Origin of the sequence: Anaerobiospirillum succiniciproducens DSM 6400, assembly GCF_000482845.1 — a bacterium.
GTDB lineage: Bacteria > Pseudomonadota > Gammaproteobacteria > Enterobacterales > Succinivibrionaceae > Anaerobiospirillum > Anaerobiospirillum succiniciproducens.
Window position 1 is genome coordinate 1 of sequence record NZ_AXWV01000037.1, and the last position, 20,988, is coordinate 20,988.

Annotated in this window: 14 protein-coding genes and 1 tRNA gene; 6 read left to right on the forward strand and 9 right to left on the reverse strand. The window is 44.0% G+C overall.

Features of this window, described 5'->3' with window-relative positions; all coding sequences use genetic code 11:
• Nucleotides 1-465: 465 nt before the first annotated feature.
• Entirely contained in the window at nt 466-1,299 is an 834-nt protein-coding gene (locus H524_RS0106285) for a tetratricopeptide repeat protein (protein WP_027939607.1), read from the reverse strand.
• A gap of 938 nt (nt 1,300-2,237) precedes the next feature.
• On the opposite strand from H524_RS0106285, the gene H524_RS17990 reads away from it, so the two are divergent.
• Complete coding sequence (locus H524_RS17990; protein WP_084281684.1) at nt 2,238-2,969, forward strand: YdbC family protein; 732 nt, start codon at nt 2,238-2,240, stop codon at nt 2,967-2,969.
• Nucleotides 2,970-3,291: 322 nt separating this feature from the next.
• Here the strand turns inward: H524_RS17990 and H524_RS0106300 are convergent, their stop codons facing one another.
• Both H524_RS0106300 and H524_RS0106305 read right to left on the reverse strand, forming a co-directional pair.
• Nucleotides 3,292-5,103: a COG3415 family protein gene (locus H524_RS0106300; RefSeq protein WP_027939609.1), complete on the reverse strand. Its 1,812-nt coding sequence runs from the start codon at nt 5,101-5,103 to the stop codon at nt 3,292-3,294.
• Nucleotides 5,104-5,610: 507 nt separating this feature from the next.
• Entirely contained in the window at nt 5,611-7,689 is a 2,079-nt protein-coding gene (locus tag H524_RS0106305) for a DUF3413 domain-containing protein (RefSeq protein ID WP_027939610.1), read from the reverse strand.
• Nucleotides 7,690-8,272: 583 nt separating this feature from the next.
• Here H524_RS0106305 and H524_RS0106310 point away from each other — a divergent pair.
• The 3 genes from H524_RS0106310 to H524_RS0106320 all read left to right on the forward strand — a co-directional run bounded on the left by H524_RS0106310 (nt 8,273) and on the right by H524_RS0106320 (nt 14,006).
• Nucleotides 8,273-9,310 (forward strand): hypothetical protein, encoded by a 1,038-nt coding sequence (locus H524_RS0106310; RefSeq protein ID WP_156907559.1) that lies wholly within the window; start codon nt 8,273-8,275, stop codon nt 9,308-9,310.
• Between the two features lie 11 nt (nt 9,311-9,321).
• The gene (locus H524_RS0106315; RefSeq protein WP_027939612.1) at nt 9,322-12,714 is read left to right on the forward strand and encodes a vWA domain-containing protein; all 3,393 of its coding nucleotides are present in this window, start codon (nt 9,322-9,324) and stop codon (nt 12,712-12,714) included.
• 113 nt (nt 12,715-12,827) lie between these two features.
• Entirely contained in the window at nt 12,828-14,006 is a 1,179-nt protein-coding gene (locus H524_RS0106320) for a hypothetical protein (RefSeq protein ID WP_027939613.1), read from the forward strand.
• 106 nt (nt 14,007-14,112) lie between these two features.
• On the opposite strand, the gene rimI is transcribed toward H524_RS0106320, so the two are convergent.
• The 5 genes from rimI to H524_RS0106345 all read right to left on the reverse strand — a co-directional run bounded on the left by rimI (nt 14,113) and on the right by H524_RS0106345 (nt 18,245).
• Entirely contained in the window at nt 14,113-14,667 is a 555-nt protein-coding gene (gene rimI / locus H524_RS16485) for a ribosomal protein S18-alanine N-acetyltransferase (protein ID WP_084281685.1), read from the reverse strand.
• Nucleotides 14,668-14,738: 71 nt separating this feature from the next.
• Nucleotides 14,739-15,788 carry a hypothetical protein gene (locus tag H524_RS0106330; RefSeq protein ID WP_027939614.1) on the reverse strand — a complete coding sequence of 350 codons (1,050 nt, stop codon included), beginning with the start codon at nt 15,786-15,788 and terminating at the stop codon, nt 14,739-14,741.
• A gap of 139 nt (nt 15,789-15,927) precedes the next feature.
• Nucleotides 15,928-16,314 (reverse strand): VOC family protein, encoded by a 387-nt coding sequence (locus H524_RS0106335; protein ID WP_027939615.1) that lies wholly within the window; start codon nt 16,312-16,314, stop codon nt 15,928-15,930.
• Nucleotides 16,315-16,667: 353 nt separating this feature from the next.
• Nucleotides 16,668-17,651: an MBL fold metallo-hydrolase gene (locus H524_RS0106340; RefSeq protein WP_027939616.1), complete on the reverse strand. Its 984-nt coding sequence runs from the start codon at nt 17,649-17,651 to the stop codon at nt 16,668-16,670.
• 518 nt (nt 17,652-18,169) lie between these two features.
• A tRNA-Trp gene (locus tag H524_RS0106345) sits at nt 18,170-18,245 on the reverse strand.
• Nucleotides 18,246-18,833: 588 nt separating this feature from the next.
• On the opposite strand from H524_RS0106345, the gene pyrB reads away from it, so the two are divergent.
• Together pyrB and pyrI are read left to right on the forward strand one after the other, a co-directional pair.
• Entirely contained in the window at nt 18,834-19,760 is a 927-nt protein-coding gene (pyrB, locus tag H524_RS0106355; RefSeq protein ID WP_027939617.1) for an aspartate carbamoyltransferase, read from the forward strand.
• 1 nt (nt 19,761) lies between these two features.
• A complete protein-coding gene (gene pyrI, locus H524_RS0106360; RefSeq protein WP_027939618.1) occupies nt 19,762-20,250 on the forward strand; it encodes an aspartate carbamoyltransferase regulatory subunit in 489 nt (162 codons plus the stop codon).
• A gap of 98 nt (nt 20,251-20,348) precedes the next feature.
• Here the strand turns inward: pyrI and H524_RS0106365 are convergent, their stop codons facing one another.
• The gene (locus tag H524_RS0106365) at nt 20,349-20,987 is read right to left on the reverse strand and encodes a nitroreductase family protein (protein ID WP_156907560.1); all 639 of its coding nucleotides are present in this window, start codon (nt 20,985-20,987) and stop codon (nt 20,349-20,351) included.
• Nucleotide 20,988 lies beyond the last annotated feature (1 nt).

Sequence of the window (20,988 nt, forward strand, 5' to 3'; positions counted from 1 at the left end):
AATGTACCTGTAATAGATATGAACTATAGCTATCATCATAACTAATAGGTATATAAAGCATACGATTACAAATGACTTCCCGGGATCTTTTGCTTGATAGCTAATCGTAGTGCTTTAAACCCCTTTGTTGACCATAAACACCATGTGCCATACGCTAAGTTTGACTTATACGAGAGCTACGGTATGTCAAATGAAATCCCTAGTTATGTATCACATGCCATAACTAGTCTAAATAGCTCAAAACGGCATATGCCAATCAAAATTCTTTTGATGGAAGCGCTAGCTAAAGGTACCATGTCCAAAAAAAGAATTTTGAAAAAAACATTTACATATTCCGGTAATAGACTATCTTACAGGCGCTTTTTTTGTAATACGACATCTCAACAATCAGACATAGCATAAGAACAAGGCAAACTTATGCCGTTTTCTTTTTCATGTGCCAGATCGTTTGAATAGTTTTAGCTCTTAGTACATCAGAGTGTACAGCTTACGACGGTAACGGCTTTGTGCCTTATCGCCATTCATAGTATTGAGAATATCAAGGAAGGTCTTCTTAACCTCTTCCTTGTTAAGATCCTCTTTAAGCTTAGTAAAGAGCATCTCTAAAGCCTCTTCCTTCTTACCTGCCTCAGCAAGTGCTACAGCATAAGCTACAGCGTTTTCATCAGAAGGATCCTTTTCAAACTTATCCTTTAACTCCATTAAAGCTGGGCTGTTTTGTGCCTGCTCAGCTAAAGTTAAAGCTGCAATTAACTGCTGATACTCAGGAGAGGACTTCTCTTCACGACCAGCATCATCGAGTAACTCATGAGCCTTGGCAGTGTTCTTAGCAGCAATGAGCATACGAGCATAGATGAACTTAAAGCTGCGGTTTTCCTTGTCAGAAAGATATGCCTGCTCAGCAGCAAGAACAGCGGCTGATAAGTCACCTGCAGCTTCAGCTTGCAGAGCCTGACGCATTAACAGCTCACCAGCGCTTGGCATGAACTGATTCATGAGTTCTTGCAGGTTATCAATGATCTGCTGCTCACCTTCTAAAATGGCTGCTGGATTGCCCTTATCAAGCACAGCAATAGCAGGTAAACCGCGCAGGCCTAATTGAGAGGCTAAATACTGCAACACAGGCTCATTGAGATTGCACATAGCTAAGGTCAGGTACTCATTGGTATCTGAGATAGCTGCTGTTACAGCAGTCTTGGCGCGTTCACATGAACCGTCTTCCATAAAGAAAAAGCATAAGACAGGCTTTTCCATTGAGCCTTCTAAAACTTGCTGGAAATTTTCTTGTGTTACGTACATTGTTATACCTATACCTTTGGAAAAACTGCCTTATTGTACAGTCCTAGGCTACGATAAGCCACACAGATAGCCAAACTTTAGCAACACTCAGCACTGAAAATAATCTCCCCTAGCCTTATGGTGCCACCTAAATTATGGCCACGATTTAACTTTAGTCACTACTAAAAAGAGAGTGCAGGCAATCTTTTTAAGCGTAAATTTTCTTGTGCAAATACTACTTCTGGCAAATAAATGCAAGTCTGCAAAAACCTGATATATAAGCCATTGTAAAAGATACATGATCAGCAATGGTTAGTTAGCAATGACATTTTTACAACATTTGTCTTGACGATTTTAAAAATGGCCTTTCTCAAGCATTTTCATACATACATAAATGCATAAAACATCTGTAAGCTAGATTTTTAATGGCTTTAAAACGATATTTTGGCTTATTCCTTAAATTTATTTGGTTGTCTCAAAAATTTGTGACGTTGCGCAACATTTTTTGTCTAAAAATGCACTCAAAGCCTTGTTACATCTAGGATGCTCGCTTTTTCCTGTGTTTGCGTATGCCAAACCAATCAAAAGTGATCAAGATCACATAAATGAAGCAAATTTAAAGCATCTTACAAGAACACTTTGGCCTATTTAAGCCATTTTAATAATTCACAAAACTATGAATTTGCAAAGCTGCCAAGTCTGTCACAAGACCTACTGTTTTACCAACGCCATCACAAATCGCGATTTTTAAGTTTGCGCTAAGATGCACCTGTCCTCGCAAGATGAGATTGGCTCTAATCACGCGGACAAACTCACCAGCTACACAGGCAATAGCCAGCATGAAGTGTGTAGAACTGATGATAGATGAAACTAGAACCTGACCGCAGCTTCATGGTCATAATTTGCGCCTTTTTTCTTGGCCGTGAAGCTACGATCATTTTGATTAAGGCAGGTTTGTTATGGCAGAGAACTTCTACAGCTCTGATTACCAGTCACAATACGCACACGATGATGATGGCTATGACCATCCAAATAATGGCGAGCAAAACACCTATGGCCGCTCTTATGGCGGTTCCGGTCAGTACGATCAAAACGGCCAGTATGGTCGCTCCAATGGTCAGTATGGTCGTTCCAATGGCCAGTACGAGCGCAACTACGCACCACGCCGTTCAAATGGTGACCAGTACGAACAAGGTGGTTCTAACTACAAAAACAATTACCGCTACAACCGTCGCTTTGAAGGCGGCAATCAGTATCGCTCCAATCAAGGCCAAGATGATGGCCTAAAATTCACCATCGTCGAGAGCTATGGTGTTTTCCATACAGATCCTCGTAGTGGCTACACCAAAGAGGTCAACTTAGTTTCATGGAATGAGGCTAAACCAAAGTACGATATCCGCCCTTGGTCTCCAGATCACAAGAAGATGGGCAAAGGTCTTACCTTTACTGCCGATGAGTTCATTATGCTGAACACCATCACCTCAGCCATGATCTCTTCAAAACCTGAGCTTAAGTCACGCTACATGGAGTTGTTAAATGACAAACTTAACGACCCAACCGATCAAAAGAGCGCCATTGCCACAGCAAGCGATATGAGCACCTTAGGCTTACAGAGCAACCTAGCTAGCGCCAAGCCTCAAGAGAGTGCGACTGATCTTGATGATGACGATGACGCAAGCACCTCATTCTAAATAATTATTTGAGCAAACTAGTGCCTGATGCGGTTATGGATTTAGCCGCATCTCCTTTTCTCGCCACCGCCTAAAGCTTTCTTTTGCGCCATCTTTTAGAGCATTCTTTTGCGATCCATCTCTTATCACTAAACTTTTCTCTTCACTCTAACCTAGGCTTTCTTTTGAGCCAATCTTATTGGAGATAACTTACTGATCTCGCCCACAACTACTCTTTCCTTTTAGCCAATCTTATAGAGGCAGCTTGCTGATCTCTTCCACAACTACTCTTTTCTTTTGAGCTACCATCTTCAAGCGCTTGCTGCTTGTATTGCCCTAGCTTCTAGAGACGATCTTGATGGTCATCACCTTCAAGCAATCTCAGATCTAGTGCCTGCAGGATAGTTTTAAGTTTATTTATGCTAATCCCGATATGGTGACGCGATTTGAGTAATTGCACTATGCCCTTGAGCGTAAGCTTACCCTCAAATTCCTGATACAGCTGCACAACGTAATTAGAGACAAGCTGCGTACGCAAAGAACGTGTCATATGCTCATCTTGAGTGTGCTTAGTGTAATAATTGATTTTGTCTTGGCTAAGGCCTAAGGCTCTTTGTAGCAACGAGCGTTTAAGATTAGGATGCTTATCAATCAAGCTCTGATAGCTATCAAGGCGCATCGCCATGTGCGTGCACTCTTTAGTATAGGCATCCATAGCACTTAACTTTCTTTCAAGGTCGATCCTTGCCTTAGCGCCCTCCATTAAGCTGCGCATATCCTCAACAAAGCGAGAGTAATTTAACAGCTGCACTTTCTCTGGCAGTTTTTTAAAGTCTTGATCAAAGACATTCACCTTAGGCGGTCTACCGACGCTTTTATCGCTATTGCTTAAGTACTCGGATACTGCCATCCCCTCATCAAGGCTCGTGACAAGCTCAAGTAGCGATACTATCTGAGCGCTATGAGCATCATAGGAAGCATCATTAAATCCCTCTTGCGACTTATCCGACGCGACGTCAGCGTCCATTTTTGTAAGCTTGCTCATTAACTCAAGCTTGCTTTTGGCACTGTTAAGGCTTGCTTGAAGCTTAGATTGTTGTGCTTGCTTGTAGCTGAGCTTTGCATTTTCATCGTACTTGCCTGAAAGTGAGTCTCTAAGCTTGGTGGCCTCTGCATTGGTGCGAGCAGCGTTGACTGCTTGCTCATATCGCTCTTTAAGTTCGCTTAGGCTCAGATCTTGGTTGTACTTAAGAATAAGGTTGTTCACCACGTGCATATTGGCACTATCAGGAATACGCGCGATGATCGCTCCATTTAGCGGTACTTTAGCTGTAAGGCGTTGCTGATAAGTAGTCTCAAGCTGTTTCTTATCGGCCTTAAACAATACTGCTGCTGCATCTAAGGGGTAGTTATACGCGATCATGAACTCAACTACACAGGCACGATCGTATTTAGAGAGTGGCTGAGGATCGATTAAGTTTGTACAACGCATTGCCTCATCAAAGCCGTGTAGATCAATAAAGTTGAGATAGCGAGCTACAGTATGAGCCGTTTGGCCAATGAGCGCGGCGATCTTGGCGTTGGAATAACCCTCAGAGCGATATTTTAAGACGAACTTGGCAATATCATCCTTACTGACACGGGTATAGCGTCTAAAGTCAGATACCTCTTTGATATTCAAATAGCTTACGTTTGCTTCAGATAGTTCAAGCTGAGCGCAATATGCCTGATGGAGCTGAGCAAGCGACTGACCACCATTGTGCTCTTTTACATACTCCTCAAGATACTTTAAGTTCACGCTCTCAGGAAGTTTGGCAACTTTTGGACTATCCATGAGCGCATGACCAATTAACTTGCGAATCTCAATACAATCGCCTAGCAAAGAGCTACGCGTTTTAAAGATAAGCTCAAGCATGTACTGAGGCATGTTATAGGCATGAGAAAACTCAACTATGGAGGCTAGCTTGCGTGGAGTGAGCTTGAGATCTTCAGTAAGACTTGGCAGGCGTTTTAACTCATCGAGACCATGAATGTCTTTAAAGCGCACAAATCTCAGGGCACTCTTTTCACTAATGCCAAGCTCTCGAGAAATTTGCGCTGGGCTTAAGTTAGCTTCAATAAGCTCAATAATCTTATTGCGTGTTGCATCATCCAAAGATGTCCTTGAACTTCTAATGTGTTTAGATTCGACCATAAGACTTACTCTGTTTGATACTAAACGCCTAGGATAAATGGATTAGTGCCTAGCCTCTTAGCTGCCCATGATAGCCATGATTGGCACTTGTAACTGGCTATTTTAGATCACCACAACCTTGCAGATGGGATATAGCTGAGATTATGCGGCCATGCCTCGTTTATACTGCCATACCTAGATTAGGCTGTCATACTTGGATTATGCGGCCATGCCTCGATTATGCGTCCATGCTTGGAATATACAGCCTTTGCATGGATGATGAGCTCTGGCATGAGAGCATGCATTTTTGCTGTGCGCTAGCAAAGTCTGCGACTAACTATGTGGTGCTTAACTACGTGGCGACTAAATATGTGGTGCTTAACTACGTGGCGACTAAATATGTGGTGCTTAACTGCAGCTTTGCTGCGTTAGATGCTTGTGTGCAAGGGCAGCTTGATAGTGTAGCTGCCCATTTATGGGGTGGGCGTTTTAGCGCACAAAACGATTTAAATCACGAGTGGATTCAATCAAGCTTTCAAGCTCTGGTCGAGCTTGCAAGATGCGACCATCGCGCTCAACAAATGATGAGCCATCACTTGAGAAGACGGTATTGTGCTTATCGCCAATTAAAATCAGGCTATCGCCACTATCAGAGATCAAGATGCGATGACCTGCACCACTATTTAAGTTACGACCTAAGGTGTAGTTACCCTCTGGAGTGGTGATATTAACTGCTGTTGCGCCATAAGTTGCGCAAATATCTTGATGAGAGGTTAAAGCTTGTACGGCGGTATTTTGCTTCTCGCGATCAGCCCATAAGATCATGAGCGGCACATGCTGTACGCCACGATCAAAGACCTCTGAGCTTGGCTTGAGCATTTGATTGCCCTCGCAAGCGGTCACAATGATCATAGTGTCTTTGAGTAATCCTGCTAAAGACAACTCACGTAAGAAGACAGCAAAGAGAGCATCTACATGGTGTAAGGAGCTTTCATACATCAAGCGTGCAGCCACCATAGGATCATCCTCTCCAGAGGATTGCACGTCCTTCTCCTTATCGATTAAAGCCTTAGCAGAGGAGTTGATGATGGAAGCAAACTCTTGTGCACGAGCTTGTGCCATAGCATTAACATTAGCTCTTTGCTCTTCACTCTCGTCATCAGGCAGCTCGGAGGCAATGAGTGGCAAGGTTGCATCATCCTCAAAGATGGTCACAATATTCTTATCTGTGCTCAGCGACTGTAAATCAGAGTTATTGCTAGCTCCTGCCTTATAATTCTTAGCAAATTGGGCTCTTGCTGCAGCTTGTTCCTTAAAGTCACGTAAGTCATTAATCACTAAAGTGAGCTCATATGGACGCTTGTCAAAAGAGTTGTATAAAGAGATCTGACGGAAGGCCTCAATAAACATCTCGCGTACATTAGAAGCATGACTCATCTGTGAAGGAGCTAAGGCTGATGCCTCAAGCAAGGATGAGTAGTAATGACGCTTATTAGCAATCAAATTAGGATCGCTAAAGGACGCATCAGAAAGAATTAAACGACGAACGTAATCCTGGCGGTACATGGTATCGAATGGTACTGGCAGGATATTGCCTGAATACAAGGAACGACGGTACTGCAAAGGCAGACCGAAGTTCATAGAGTAAACATTGTCGATCTCATTTTTATAGAGCAAGTAGTGGTTTTCAAAGCTCTGTGCATAGGACTTAAAGTCCATGAGATTCTTACTGTTCTCTTGGGTTAAATCGTTATATGAAAGACCATTGAGGCTAATGGTGATGACATTCTTAGGCTTTTGCTCTTCATCAACAGTGATCTTGCCTAAAGGATACTCCATGTAATCGGCAATATTAGCTGCAGCATTAGCATCGAACACTTCGTTATTAAGCCAACCATGCGAGCTTAAAAATGAGCGCGCTGTCATTGGGTAATGCACCGGGAATGAGGAGCGTAACAAAGTAATACGCTCATACTTAGTAGCATCAGCCCAAATATGCAGAATATGCGAGCAAATGAAGCAGGAGATAAGGGTAATTAAAATGCTTCTGACCGCATACGGATGATGATCGCGGTAGAGTGAGTGTGTAGTGATTTTTGCAAAGAATAATTCAAGGCCAATCACTATAGGCACAGCAATGAATAAGAAGTTGTAGTTAAGGCCGGTACTGAAATCAAGCTCACGGACGATGAGGTTAAGTGCCGTCATACTCAGGTGGACTTTAACCGCTAAGTAGATCTTGATATCAAACAAGAGCGCAGTATGTCCAATTACCGCAAGGATTACAGCAATAACACGGTAGTAGCGGAAATTACCAATAAAAGCTAGCGGGAAGAGCAAGACCATGTAGAAGACCACAGCCAAAAAGCTCATATGGCCAAGAGAGGTAACTACAAGGTAGACAAAGCTCAAAAAGTCTGTGGCTGGAGGAGCTGCATAGACGTAGCTAAGTCCTAACAGACATGAAAGGAGCATGTTTACAAAGATAAAGTAGTGGCCCCAGGTAATTGAACGGGACACCTGCTCTTTGTAGGAAAAACGTTTTAATGAATGCTTACCGTCGCTCATTGCAGGCACTATTCCAACTGCAAAGATCTATGCCTTACGTAATCTTCATATACCGCAAACCTAGAATCTTTACCTAGGTTTAAGTCATGTTCTTTACGCCCTAATGTGTACGTGATTCTAGCATAATTAGTTCACTAACTCTCCCATCAATACTCATGAGCAGCACCATGATGGCCAAATAAAAATCTCATCTGCCTCCCTTTTGCTAAAAAGGCAAATTGCTTTTATGGGCATGCATCATCTTTTAGATAAGCAGATTTTTGCCTACGCCACTTCTATATCATCATTTTACACAAAGTATTTTTCATACAAACAAAGTTTGTAATAGACCCTTTAAGCGCTTGAAAAACGTCAAAAACCGCATTTATTTCAGGAAAAAACATTTTGTTTGCACTTTAGCAAGTTTTCCTTTAGCTCAAAAGTATCATTATCGGTGCTGGCCAAAGCTTCTGTTTAATGGCCCAACCATTTGTTTATGTATGCGCTCACCTTAGATTCTCAATGCCTGTGGTGCAGCTTTAAGCATACATATACAGCTCCATGACAAAGTACGCCCTAGTTTGCTCAATAGGAATAATTGATCATGGGAGGAGTACACCGTATGCGTGATGCTCAACAAATCAAAGCTCTACCTTACTTAGCTAAGGTCTATGCCGATCGTTACAATGTTTTTATCAACATTCAAGGCTGTAGCGCCTACTCTGATGGTCATTCCATCACTGTTCCAAAGCTCGATGTTAGCTCTCAAGAACTAGAACGAGTGCTTTTTGGCTTCGTAGCTCATGAGGCTGGCCATATTCGTTTTAGTGACTACAAGGTCTTAAACAAGATCTCTAATGACGACCGTTTGCGCGTGCTCGTCAACATCCTTGAAGATGCTCGCATCGAAAAACTTATGAGCCGTACTTTCATCGGCGTCTATGACAACCTAGAGCTCGTTAACCGTAGCCTTTACAAGACTCAGCTAATGGACTTTAAGAGAACTAGCTCCATGCCTAAGCTGCAGTTACTTTTCAACTACATCATGTATACCTCTCAGAGCATCGTTAATCAGTATCGCGACGCTGCCCTGATGAGCCGTCTTAGCTATCAAGAGCTCAGTTGCTTAATCAACCCTCAAGGTCTTGATGAGCTTAAATCACTCTTGTACGAAAGTTGCCCCAAGCTTGAGAACACCGAGCAGGTCTATGAACTAGCTAAGCGCATCGACTCAATGTTTTGTGGCCAGACTTTCTTTGTCCCAGACTTTAGACGCTTTGCCATACGCTACAACCTGACCTCAGCTTTCGATCAAGCTAACTGTATCGCTACTGCAGCTTTATACGGGCAAAAGTTCGACTACCCAGTTTTATGCCCAAGTCCATTCATGAGCAAGGTGCACAAGATAAAGCCTTTTGCCCAAAAGCATGGTCTGCCGTATACAGTCAAACAGCTCATGAAAGAGTGCTACCCAACTTTCTTATGTCCAAAACCACTAGACCTCTTTAGTCGCCTCGTCTTAAAGCCATCTGACCTCCTGCCTGCAGATCTTATCAAGGAGGCTAAAGCCTATGCCGACGAGTCCTTAGGCGGTTCTGCACACTTAAAGCACTTTGAGCGCTTTATGGACAACGAGTTTTAGTGAGGTGATCTATGCACGCACATTCTCTTTTTGAACAATTAGATGCGCTTGAGACAAGCTTTTCTAATCCACATGGCTCCAAATTCGATGCTTTTAAAGACGACCATGAGCACCTACACAGCAGCGATCACGAGCACCTAGACAGTAGCTATCACGAGGTTTTAAGCAATCGTGCTCATGCCCCAGAGCAGATGTCGCTCATTAATGATCTGCCTTTAGATGAAGGATCTCTAAGCGCTAAAACCCGCTCCGAGCACTGCAAAATGGGCCCACTTACTCCAAGTGCCACTACCCTCACCCATGACATCGACTCTAGCTGCTTTCATGAGCTTACAGATGGCGCAGATAGCAGTGCTGTTGGCTCTGATACCGATAGTTGCATTACTGTCGACGCAACCAATGCCCTGGTTAAGATCGCCAGGGTAGAGCAAGAGCACCTGGAATCTCAGGCAGATATGGAAGTTCAGGCTGCTTGCGCCGATGATGATGATTGCAAGGGAGTTCCTTGTGCCAAAGCATTTATGCGCTCAGGGCGTAATCAGGAAATGAAAAACTTAGATATTTACGAGGCCCTCAATCATTACGTTGAGCCTAAAAATATCTACACCGCTCCAAGCAGTGGCAGCAGTGCCGATACCGACGGCTTAGCTGCTGGTTGTGGAGCTAATAAAAAGTGTGAGTTTGCCAAAGCAAAAGGCGCAGCTGCGGGATCATCACATGTAAGTGGTGGCGCTGCATCTAAGACTGGTGGTGAGGGCTCATCTTCTAATCAGGATAGCTCCGATGAGTCTAAGGACGATAAGGACTGTGACAGTTTAATGATGATCGGGGATAGCGATTGTCTATACGATCGTCGCCTGACCCGTTATTGCGGCAAGTATAGCGATCTTGAGTCGTTTAGAGCCAATCTCATCAACAAACAGAGTCAAATTGCGCAAATGGCTCGTGACAATGATAGCGAGCTGAGCACTCAGCGTCTTGGCATGGTTCACCGCTGGAGTGTCGATAGCTTCTTAGACAGTGATTTTACTAGACCTTTTTCTCAAGCCTTTGTTGAAGAAGAGGTGCCTAGCCAAATGTTCAACGGAGTAGCCTTGCCATCCTTTGCCCTAAGCACACGTATCATCGCCGATGCTTGGGCAAATCCATGCGAGTTCATTCCGATCATACCTTGGCTGTGTATTCGCAATCTCCCTAATCTCTTATCATCTCCATTGCGTCGCCTCAGCCTCAAGCAGCAAGATGCGCTTAAGGCTGTACGCCTACTGCAAGAGAAGATAGTCTGCCACTTTACAACTTTACAAGAGTGCGCTGAGGCTGTAACTCGAGCCACTAAACAACTCTCTGGTCTCTTGCCTGATGATCTGAACTCCAATGAAGCTCAATGCAAACGCTATCAAGATATCCCTGCCTATCCTGTAGTGCAGTATTTACAAGATAACAATGAAATCTTGCTGTTAAAGCTGCGTTCAGACAATCGCAAGCTCATTGTCCGTCAGTCACCAGAGTTGATTTTAAAAATACGCTTTATGCTCGATAACGAGCGTCGCAAGCTTAAGTATCAGCGCAAAGCAGCGATCTTAAAGGAATACGGACTGTTAAGTGACTTAAACCTTAACCTCGATCCACCTTTAAATCCTGATGCCTATTGCGTTGATCGTGACGCTAAAGTGTGCGTACTCAAACGAGATATCGACCTTATCATGGCGGTCAAAAAGCTCTATCTGTCTTTTGAAAAGCGTCAAGATATACCGCTGTGCGTCGGTGAAGATCACTACAGGCTCTTAAATAATCGTCTTAAGGATGTAAGCGATCAAATTGAACGCCGCGATAGTAATGTCCGCTCCTTACGCACTATGCTCTATGCCATGCGCGATCCTAGTGACAAAACCTCCATCAATCTTGTCAAAAGACGCGCTAAAGCCATGGGCATTGCGCCAAGTAAAGAGGGTATTCAGCAAGCCCTTGAGAGCAATCAACCCACTAGAGCCACATACGATCCAGACACCCACGAGATCTCCATACCGCTTGATGAGAGCGAAGGCTATTCGTTTTTATCAGAACCTGTGCGTCTTGGCAGACATCTATTGTTTAACCACGACTGCACCAAGGCCTTTATCGACTATCGCGTACGTGATGATCAGCAGCTAAGCAAAGTTGTTGCAGGAACCTATGGCATTGGTCAACAAGACTCCTCTTTAGAGCCTAGCGATGAGGAGAGTAAGGCCTTTACTGTCGATGCTGACGAGGCATTGCAGATGTACGAGCCACTAGAGCTCTACGAGGGCCTTATTAACACGGTTGCCTGCACTCCTCGCGATCTTAACGAGGAAGAGGTTAAAAGCAACGATGCTAGCAAAAACATTGAGATCTTAGATGAACATATCCGCGATCCACGTTTAGAAAACACATATTGCGATGCGCTTAGAGAGTATTTGTACGCCAATGGCCAATTTGATCTTGGCCTTGAGGCCCAAAACAATGTCTCAAGCGTTATTGATGCACTAGCCAAAGAACAGAACGTCGACCCATATCGTGGCGTCGGTGGCATCACCATCATGCCAGATAAACCTTTAAAGCGCGGTGATGAAATTGACTCTAATGCAAGAACCTTCATCCCTGATGAGAAGATGATTCAACGCTTTTTAAAGGAGGCCAACACAGAAAATCAGTTCTTAAGACGAGTTCTACGTCAAAAGGTTACCGCTGCCGTATCGAAAATGCGTGGTCGTAATCCAAAGGGACGCGAGATTGATCCACTGCGTGCTCAGTTCATCAAGATTGGTGAAGATCGCATCTTCAAAAAGCGCTTTATCAGCGAGGACTTTAATACCTCTATTCACATACTTGTGGATATCTCAGGCTCAATGTGTCACGTATCTAAGCCAGTACCAAAAGAGCAGATGCCATATGCCACTCGTTGCTATCACGCTTGTAAAGCAGCGTTGTCTATTGCCTCCGCCCTGTACGGCATTGATGGTGTCTTAATCGCATGCAGCTTCTTTCCAGGCTTTATTGAAAATAGCTCCACCTTCACGGCCTTACATAGCAATGAGCGCCTCTTAACTAAAGCACGTGACTTTTTGCAAGAGCCTCATGGCAGTACACCAATGGATGACGCTATCTATACAGCCATGCGTCAGCTCAACAATCAAACAGCTGACCGCAAGATCATCATCATGATTACTGACGGTGCGCCTGATGATGTGGATCGCACCAAACACGCTATTGAGTCATTAGAACAGCAAAGCATTGAGTTGTATGCCATCGGCATCGAGACGCAAGACGACTACCACCTCTTTAAGCACTTTGCCTCATTAGATGAGGCCAACAAACTTACCGAGGTTATGTCCAAACTGCTTATTGAGCTGAGCAAAAGCAAGTTTGCCAATCAAATTGAATAAGAGTCTTTGGCAAATCCATCAACAAGAACAAAACCTAAAAATACTTGAAGCTCTACTGCCTCAAGTAATTAAAGCAATGCCTATGAGGCGTTGTATTAACAAGGAACTGTCTTATGTTAAAGACAATCTTCAACAAGAAAGTGATCGATCAGTCTAATACAGACATCTACTCAACCTATTGGAACCACCCACCAGAGACTTGGGAATTTCTCTTTGCCAACGACAACCCTGATCGTGTCATGGTGCGCAACATTCTTCTTAACGAGTGCTGTCCAAGTATAGTGCCCACCAAGACTGAGGAGAACTACGGTCGTATCGAGTTTAATCGTGTCGACAAGTTCAGAGATGATCTCTTAGACTCTCCAGCTCTTACTGAAGAGGCTCAAAAGAATGGTCTTATGTACTTGCTCATTGTTTTTGCCTTGCTGTTTGTCATATTGCTACCTGTTTTAACTAAAGTTCCTGCAAACCTTAGGAACGTAATCTACCCACAAACGATCGAGCTGATGCAAATTCTTGAACAAGAAGAGCAGGCCAAGGCGCTTAAAGCTCAACAGCTGCAGTCAGCTCAGAGCAATACCTCTAATAAAGAGCTGCAGTCGGCACAAAACACGGCTAGCAAAAGTGAGCTGCACTCGTCCCTGAGTAAGAGCAGTGCTGATGGTGCAGGTGCAACTCATCAGTCCTATCTGAGCTACCTAAATAACGACATTAACCTAGGACCAAAGTACACTGAACATGTGTACTTATATCGTGATCTCGACAAGAGCCTTGAAGATTACAAAAACGATCTCATTGCTAAAACTCAACCACCTAAGATTTCAGAGTCTGAAAAGAGAGCTCAAGAGTTAGAGGCCATTCCTTTAAGCAAGGCTCTTGAAGATAAACCAGCGCTTGTAAAAACAGCCGCTCGTGCGATCTTGGCAAGCCAAAAAGCTCAGCTTGAAAAGCAAAAGGCTGCGGCCGATCCAGCTAATCACAAGCACCAAGACTATGGCATCAACAAAGAATTTAAGCCATTTAATCCGCTGCCACCGTCTTTAAAGCTCTCAAGCTCAGACCCATTTGGCACCCATCAGAGAGTTATGGAGTTTAAGCCACTGCGTGAGGCCCTGCACTTTGGACCAAGCCAAAATAGATTTAAAGCACCGTCTATAGACATGGGAAATAAGGCTATTCACAATAAGCTTGACCAAAACCAGCTCAATGCGGAGGTTAATAGATTAGATATAAGTGAAAACCTGGCAAGTACACAAGAAGAGAACTTAGGAAACGAGCTTACTAATAGCTAAAAGCCACCACAATTTACCCTACATATCAAATAGCCTTGGCACTAGCAAAAAGCCCCCATCAATAGATGGGGCTTTTTGCTGTAATAAAGATATTGTGTAGGCCTCTTTATACGCCAAAAGAACTTAGTATCGGCTTGCCTGATTCATCGAACTTTAAGCTACCATCCTTGTAGATGCTTAAATCGCAAGCCATAGTGTAGGCATCCTCCGCAGGATGCTTGGAAGTAGCAGCATAGTACTTCTTACGAGTACCTGTAATGGTAAAGCCATAGAGGTCGTAAAGGTACTTAGCCACTTCATTAGAGACACGTACCTCAAGGTAGCAAGTTGCTGCTCCCTCGGCTACGCATTGTTCTAAGGTGTAGCGTAAGAGTTTATGGCCAAAGCCTAAGCCTTGATACTGTCTTTTAATGCCAATGGTATAAAGCTCTGACTCATCACAGACTAAACTGATGATAGAAAAACCGACAAGCTCACGATTGATGAACAAACCAAAGCAACGAGTATTATCAGTAAAACAGGCCTCAAGCGAGTCATAAGACCATGGATCTGAATGCGCACTTACATCAATCTCATGCAAAGTATGCAAGATCTCAGGGGTTGGCTTGTCAATAAGCTCAATACTCAGCTTCTCATGCATTGCATGTCGTCTTGAACCCATAAATGTTTTCTAAACCTCGTTGCGCTTACTACTTGAAAATAAGTAAGACGGCTTAATACCAACAGTATTCGTTAAAGAGCGATGCCGCGTGAGGCAAACTCACTTTTTAAGAAGTTCCACACTGCCTTTTTATCATTGGTCATGACAAAAGTACGATTGCTTGGCATTGGGTATGGAGCATATGGCATCAAGATAATGTCATTAGGCTGATACTGCCATGCTGGATGATATGTCGCTACTCTTAAACCCTTGGAGTTTAAGAAGCGCATCATATTCTCTAAATAAGTAATTGAACTGTCTGGCTGTACATAAACATCAGCATCAGGTCGACTTGGCGCACCACCAACAGGAGCACTTTGCGCTGCTACACGAGCTGGAGCCGCAGGCGCTGCTTGCATAGCTGCAGGAGCCATCTGCATCTGACCTTGTACAGGTGCTTGCCAAGATTGATTAGGCACATAGCCCATTTGATTTGGAGCCTGGCTACCAAAGCCTTGGCTGGAGGCCTGATTGTACGCCTGATTTGGCGCTTGATTGTAAGAATGCCCAGGAGCTTGGTTTGGCGCGTACGGCGTCGCAACTTGTCCTGGGTACCCTTGAGATGGTGCTTGTGCCTGGGCCTGTGATTGTGCGTGGGCCTGGGGCTGGGCCAGAGTTTGTGGCTGAGCTTGGGCTTGAGCGGCGCGAGATTGCTCTTGAGCGTAGGCTGCAAGCTGCTGTTCTGTAGCAAACTGTTCGGCGCGGGCGTCGTTAGCTAGGCGCTCGTTATCAGTAATCTCGCTTTCTAATTGCGAATGAGTGCGATCAGAGAGGGTTTGCTCACTTAATAAAGAGCTTTTTAAGGCTGCAAAGGTCTCGCTCACAATGGCAGCATTGCGAGCCATATTTTCTTGAGCTTGAGCTTGTGCTGCAGCTTGAGCAGCTGATAGCTCAGCACCTTGTGCTGCATTGTCTTGTGCTACGGCTTGCTCTTGCAATGGGACAGCTGACTCGTTAGATATGCCAGAGCTTAAATCCTGAGCTACTCCATTTGCCTTGATAGTGTCAGCCTCATCAGACTGCTGAGCATAAGGAAAAGATATATCTGGATTGGCTCTCCAGACTACTTTGGATTGATGCATACTCGTCCTTTAGACACTGTAACTACCAAGAAAACAAAAGCCCATCTTACGATGAGCCCCATGGCCACATAATAGCCTATAGAGCGATGCATAACCAAGATCATGGTGGCACATCGCTTAAGTAGCTAAGAGAGCTTAATTATTTGTCCTTCTTAACTGGCAGAATCTCAATCCAGTAATCATCTGGATCGTGAATAAAGTAAAGGCCCATGACCTCGTTCTCGTAGCAAACGCAGCCCATTTGCTTGTGGAAAGCTCTAACCTCGTCGTAGTCCTCTTTGACACGCAGGCACATGTGACTCTCGTTGTCACCAAGCTCGTATGGATTGGTGTGATCACGCAGCCAGGTTAACTCTAAAGAGAAAGGAGTGGTGTTGTCACCTAAGTAAACGAGAATGTAAGAGCCATCAGCAGCTTCCTTACGACGCACTTCGACTAGGCCTAAAGCCTCTTTGTAGAATGCAATAGAGCGCTCTAAATTAGTAACGTTGATATTGAAGTGATCAAAATGGGCAGTGATTTTCATGAGAACCTCAAACTGAGACACTAAAGAGTACTTAGCTATTTTAACTTAGAAACCATCTATCACAGCGTACTAAAGAGACAAAATCGATCGCAAAGGGGCCCCCAGAAGTACATGTTTGAATCTATGGCTCCTAGCTCTTAAGAGTCGCTATGCTCAAAGCTTAACTGCTTTGGCCATGAGCCTTCGCAGCCAAGAGACTAGTTGCTTTGGCCATTGCCCTGTTCAACCAAGAGACTAATTGCCTTGGCCATGAGCCTGTGCAACCAAGAGACTAATTGCCTTGGCCATGAGCCTGTGTAGCCAAGAGACTAGTTGCTTTGGCCATTGCCCTGTTCAGCAACATGCTTATGATCTTATGCATTCACATAGCAATAGTCGCCTGCATAGACAGGGAGCCAAATGTGCTTGTCGCTTAGAGGGCTTTGTGGGCTAACTAAAGTAATGGCGCTTTGTGGAGTATCGCACTCGTTACCCTTTTTAAGGTTCATCTTAGAAAATAGCGCATCGCATCTTAAAGCGTCCTCAGTTTTATCTCCCATTTCCCACACGTGCATAGGAATGAGCATGGAGAATGGAACATTTTCATAGAGCTCTGAGGCTCCAGCCAAATAGTCTTTCACCATGCGAGGATCGCAATCGATCATGACAATATCAAAAGAGTCAAAGCGCTCCTTAATAAAAGCAAGCTCTTTTAAGAAGAACTCGTGAGCCTCTTTGATCTCAGAGTCGGTACTTTCACACATCCAATGCCAGTAGTTAAAGTCGCCACCATGGTAGATAGACTTACCTGAGGATAAAGACTCAATTGCAAAAGAAACACCTACATCAGTTGAGCCTAACGCGGTGATTTTAAGGGTCTCATCTTCATATACATCGCCTTTTGCAAGGAAGGTAATGTGCTCTAAGTAAGGAGCGACAAACTTGCGGCGATACTTTTTAATGTCAGATGAGAAAACCAGCTTGACCTCAGGATACTCTTTGTCTTGTTCACGGCGTTTTTGCGCATAGGCAAAGAAGTTTAAGATGAATGGCAGGAAATGATCTTTATGGAAGTGGGTTGAGAGGATGTATAAAGGCTTATCTAAAGAGATCATCAGCTGAGCCATTACACCAGGAGCAGTGTCTGGATAAGAGATATTCATACTCTCATCCATAGGACGTACTTCATCTTGCTCCACTAAATTGCCGCAAGCCTCAGAACCAATGGCTCTAACCACACCGCCCTTCTTTCTTTTATCAAAAGGCAATGCATAGCCATCAAGAAAGTAGTCACAGAGGATGTAGCACTCATCCTGCTCAATTAAAAAGCCATTGTGATAGAGATAAGTAATCTTCATGCAATCCCCCAAAGAGCGATCTTGTTATCTTATTCGAGCTTGATTGTAACTAATCATGCACAAACAATGCGACTAAAGCAAAAGCATTGCCCAAATGAGCAAAGCCAGAGCTTAATTAGCAATAAGCATTGCCCACATTTGCAAAACCAGAGCTTAATTGGCAACGATTGCTTAAGTTGTGCAAGCATGTAGTGCTTAGATAATAAAGGGGAGTGTTGACTTAATAAGGAGAGCAATCCTCGAAAACAGCCTGTCTTGGAGTCACAATAGCAAAAGACTGCATAAACGCAGTTAGCTATATGGCTTATAAGGTCGGTTTAGAAATAGACTGGCTGTTTTGGAGAGGCAATACCAAGAGGATGGGGCTAAGCAAGAGTAGCTTAGTAAGCGCGTTAACGAAAAAGCGACTTTTATGTGGCCTAATCTTGCGCTTAAGAATACTGTGGTCATAGCCAAGGCTGTGACGCTTGATTTTTGGTATAGCCAAAACGAAAAAAACCCCAAAAAAGGGGCCTTGATGGCAGGAGCAGAAGGACTCGAACCCTCAACCGTCGGTTTTGGAGACCGCTGTTCTACCATTAGAACTATGCTCCTGCAATGGCGCGTATTATGCCGATTTTTGCCAATGCTGTAAAGCGTTTTCAAAACTTTTTTCCTAACTTTTCAGCCAACCTCTCTCAAAAGCGCATATATATCAGCATTAAAGCCACTAAAAAGCCTGATAAAAGCCTATAAAAATGTAACTTTGCTACCATCACTTGCTAATAATAGACGGCATTCTCACCATCAAAACTCTACAAAACCGCTCACTTAAGCTTGCCTTGTGACGAAATAATTTACATCTTGACTGAGGAGCGCATCTTGGCTTTCTTGTATCATGCAGCACTCTTAGAGCAGCTCACCATACATAACCTTGGTAAGAAGACCAATTACCTGTCAGACAGGTATACTTAAGCAATTTTTTTACACAGGCATTATGCCTAGATATAAAGCCCTTAAATTCAAGGTGCAGCCACATATTATGGAGTCAAAAAGCAGCACTTTGTTTGAATAATGATATAGAGATCACGCTTTTATTTCTGTATAATGAGGTTTTCAGGAACAGCGCATAATGATGTTCTTGAGAACCCACCTTGCCTGTTTCCGAACTGTTAACTCTGACAACAGTAGGGAACTATCTCCATGACCAATCCCCTCTTCCAAAAAGATATCATCTCAATCTCTGAGTTCACCCGTGATCACATCGAGCTCGTTTTAAAGACTGCACGTACTTTAAAGGACAACCCACGCACTGATCTTCTCGCGGGCAAGCTCGTTGGTGTTACTTTCTTTGAGGGTTCTACAAGAACTCGTCTTTCATTTGAAACCGCTATCAACCGTTTAGGTGGCCGTGTAATCGGTTTTGCTGATGCCTCCAACACTTCTTTAGGCAAGAAGGGCGAGACTTTATCAGACTCAATTCGCATTATCACCTCCTACACTGACGCTTTAGTAATGCGTCACCCAATGGAAGGTGCTGCACGTCTTGCTGCAGATCTTTCCCCTGTTCCAGTGATCAATGCAGGTGACGGTGCTAATCAGCATCCATCACAGACCCTGCTCGACTTATTCACCATCTACGAAACTCAAGGCAAGGTGGATGATCTTAAGATCGCTTTCGTTGGTGACTTAAAGTACGGTCGTACCGTTCACTCCTTAGCCGAGGCATTATGCATGTACAAGAACGTACACATTTACCTCGTCTCCCCTGAGTCTCTGGCAATGCCTGATTACATTCTCAAGCACCTGCAGAAGCATAACGTCAAGTTCTCCGTACATCCAACCATTGAAGAGGTTATTCCTGAGGTTGATATCCTCTACATGACCCGCGTTCAAAAAGAGCGTTTTGATGAGACTGAGTACCAGAACCTGCGCTCCAAGTACATCTTATCTAAGAGCATGCTATCCGAGGCTAAGAGCAATATGAAGATTCTTCACCCGCTCCCTCGTATCGATGAAATTACCTTAGACGTAGATGAGACCCCTCACGCCTACTTCTTCCAGCAAGCAGCCAACGGTGTCTACGCCCGTCAGGCCTTATTAGCCTTAGTCTTAAACAAGGAGATCTAAAATGAGCGAGACCACCAACGACCATCTCTTAGTAGAGGCTATCTCTAACGGTACTGTTATTGACCACATCGCCCCTGGTCAGGCAATGAACATTCTGCGCTTATTTAACTTCTTAGGTAAGCACAACCACATTACCGTAGGTTTCAATCTGCGCTCCTCATCCTCAGAGAAGGGCATGAAGGACATCATCAAGATTTCTGATGTTACCTTCTCCCCTGCAGAGACTGAGCAGCTTGCTATCTTAGCTCCTGATGCTACTGTAAACACCATCAAGGACTACAAGGTGCAAGACAAGTACAATCTGCGTCTACCTTCTGAGATTAGAGGTGCTTTTGAGTGCCCTAACTCAAACTGCATCACCCACGTTGAGCGTGGTGCTAAGCCTTGCTTCCGTATCTTTAAGGAAGATAATGAGGTTATGATGCGTTGCCACTACTGTGAGCGCGTCTTCTCACGTGAGTTACTCTTAAAGTACAACGACCTCGCATAATGCCTTACAACATAGCAGCCTAGCTGCTAGGCATGAACAAAAAAGGCCACGAAATTTTCGGGGCCTTTTTTTGTTTTTAAGCTAAAAAAGTGCTGGTTCTAATCAAGAATGGCACATATTGAGTCTTTGCGCTTAAAGTGATTCTCGCAAGGGCCCATTAATGGGTATCCTAGCACTAAGGCAACATGTGGCTCAAAGCGTTCATCAATGCCTAAAATTTTACGCATGTACTTAGGACTAAAGGACGCAATAAAACATGAACCTAGCCCTAGCTCTTCAGCTTTAAGCGCCATAGGCATCATCGCAAGGCCTAAATCAAAGTCGGCAAACGGCTCTTGATCTGATGGCCTTACCCACCCCTTCTCTTGATCATCGCGACAGCCTAAAATCATCGCGCTTGCACCGTACCAAGGCCTTAAAGCATTTAACTTGCCCATCCCATTAAAGCCCACGCCAAAGAAAAAGTAAGGCTGCTTATTACATGCTGATGGGGATAAGCTACCTGAGGCAATAATCTTCTCAAGGATAGCAGTGTCGACCTTACGCTTAGGATCAAACTCACGACATGAGTAACGTGAGGCCATAAGATCATCTAAAGACCTTATCTTACTGACCTGATTGCTGCTTACATCATCTACTTCATGAGGTATGTGCTGCGCTGTAAGCTTGCTTTGCTTTTCGAAACAATCCATATCTAATTCTTTGCTCTGAGCAGATGACTTATGTTCAAATCCCACC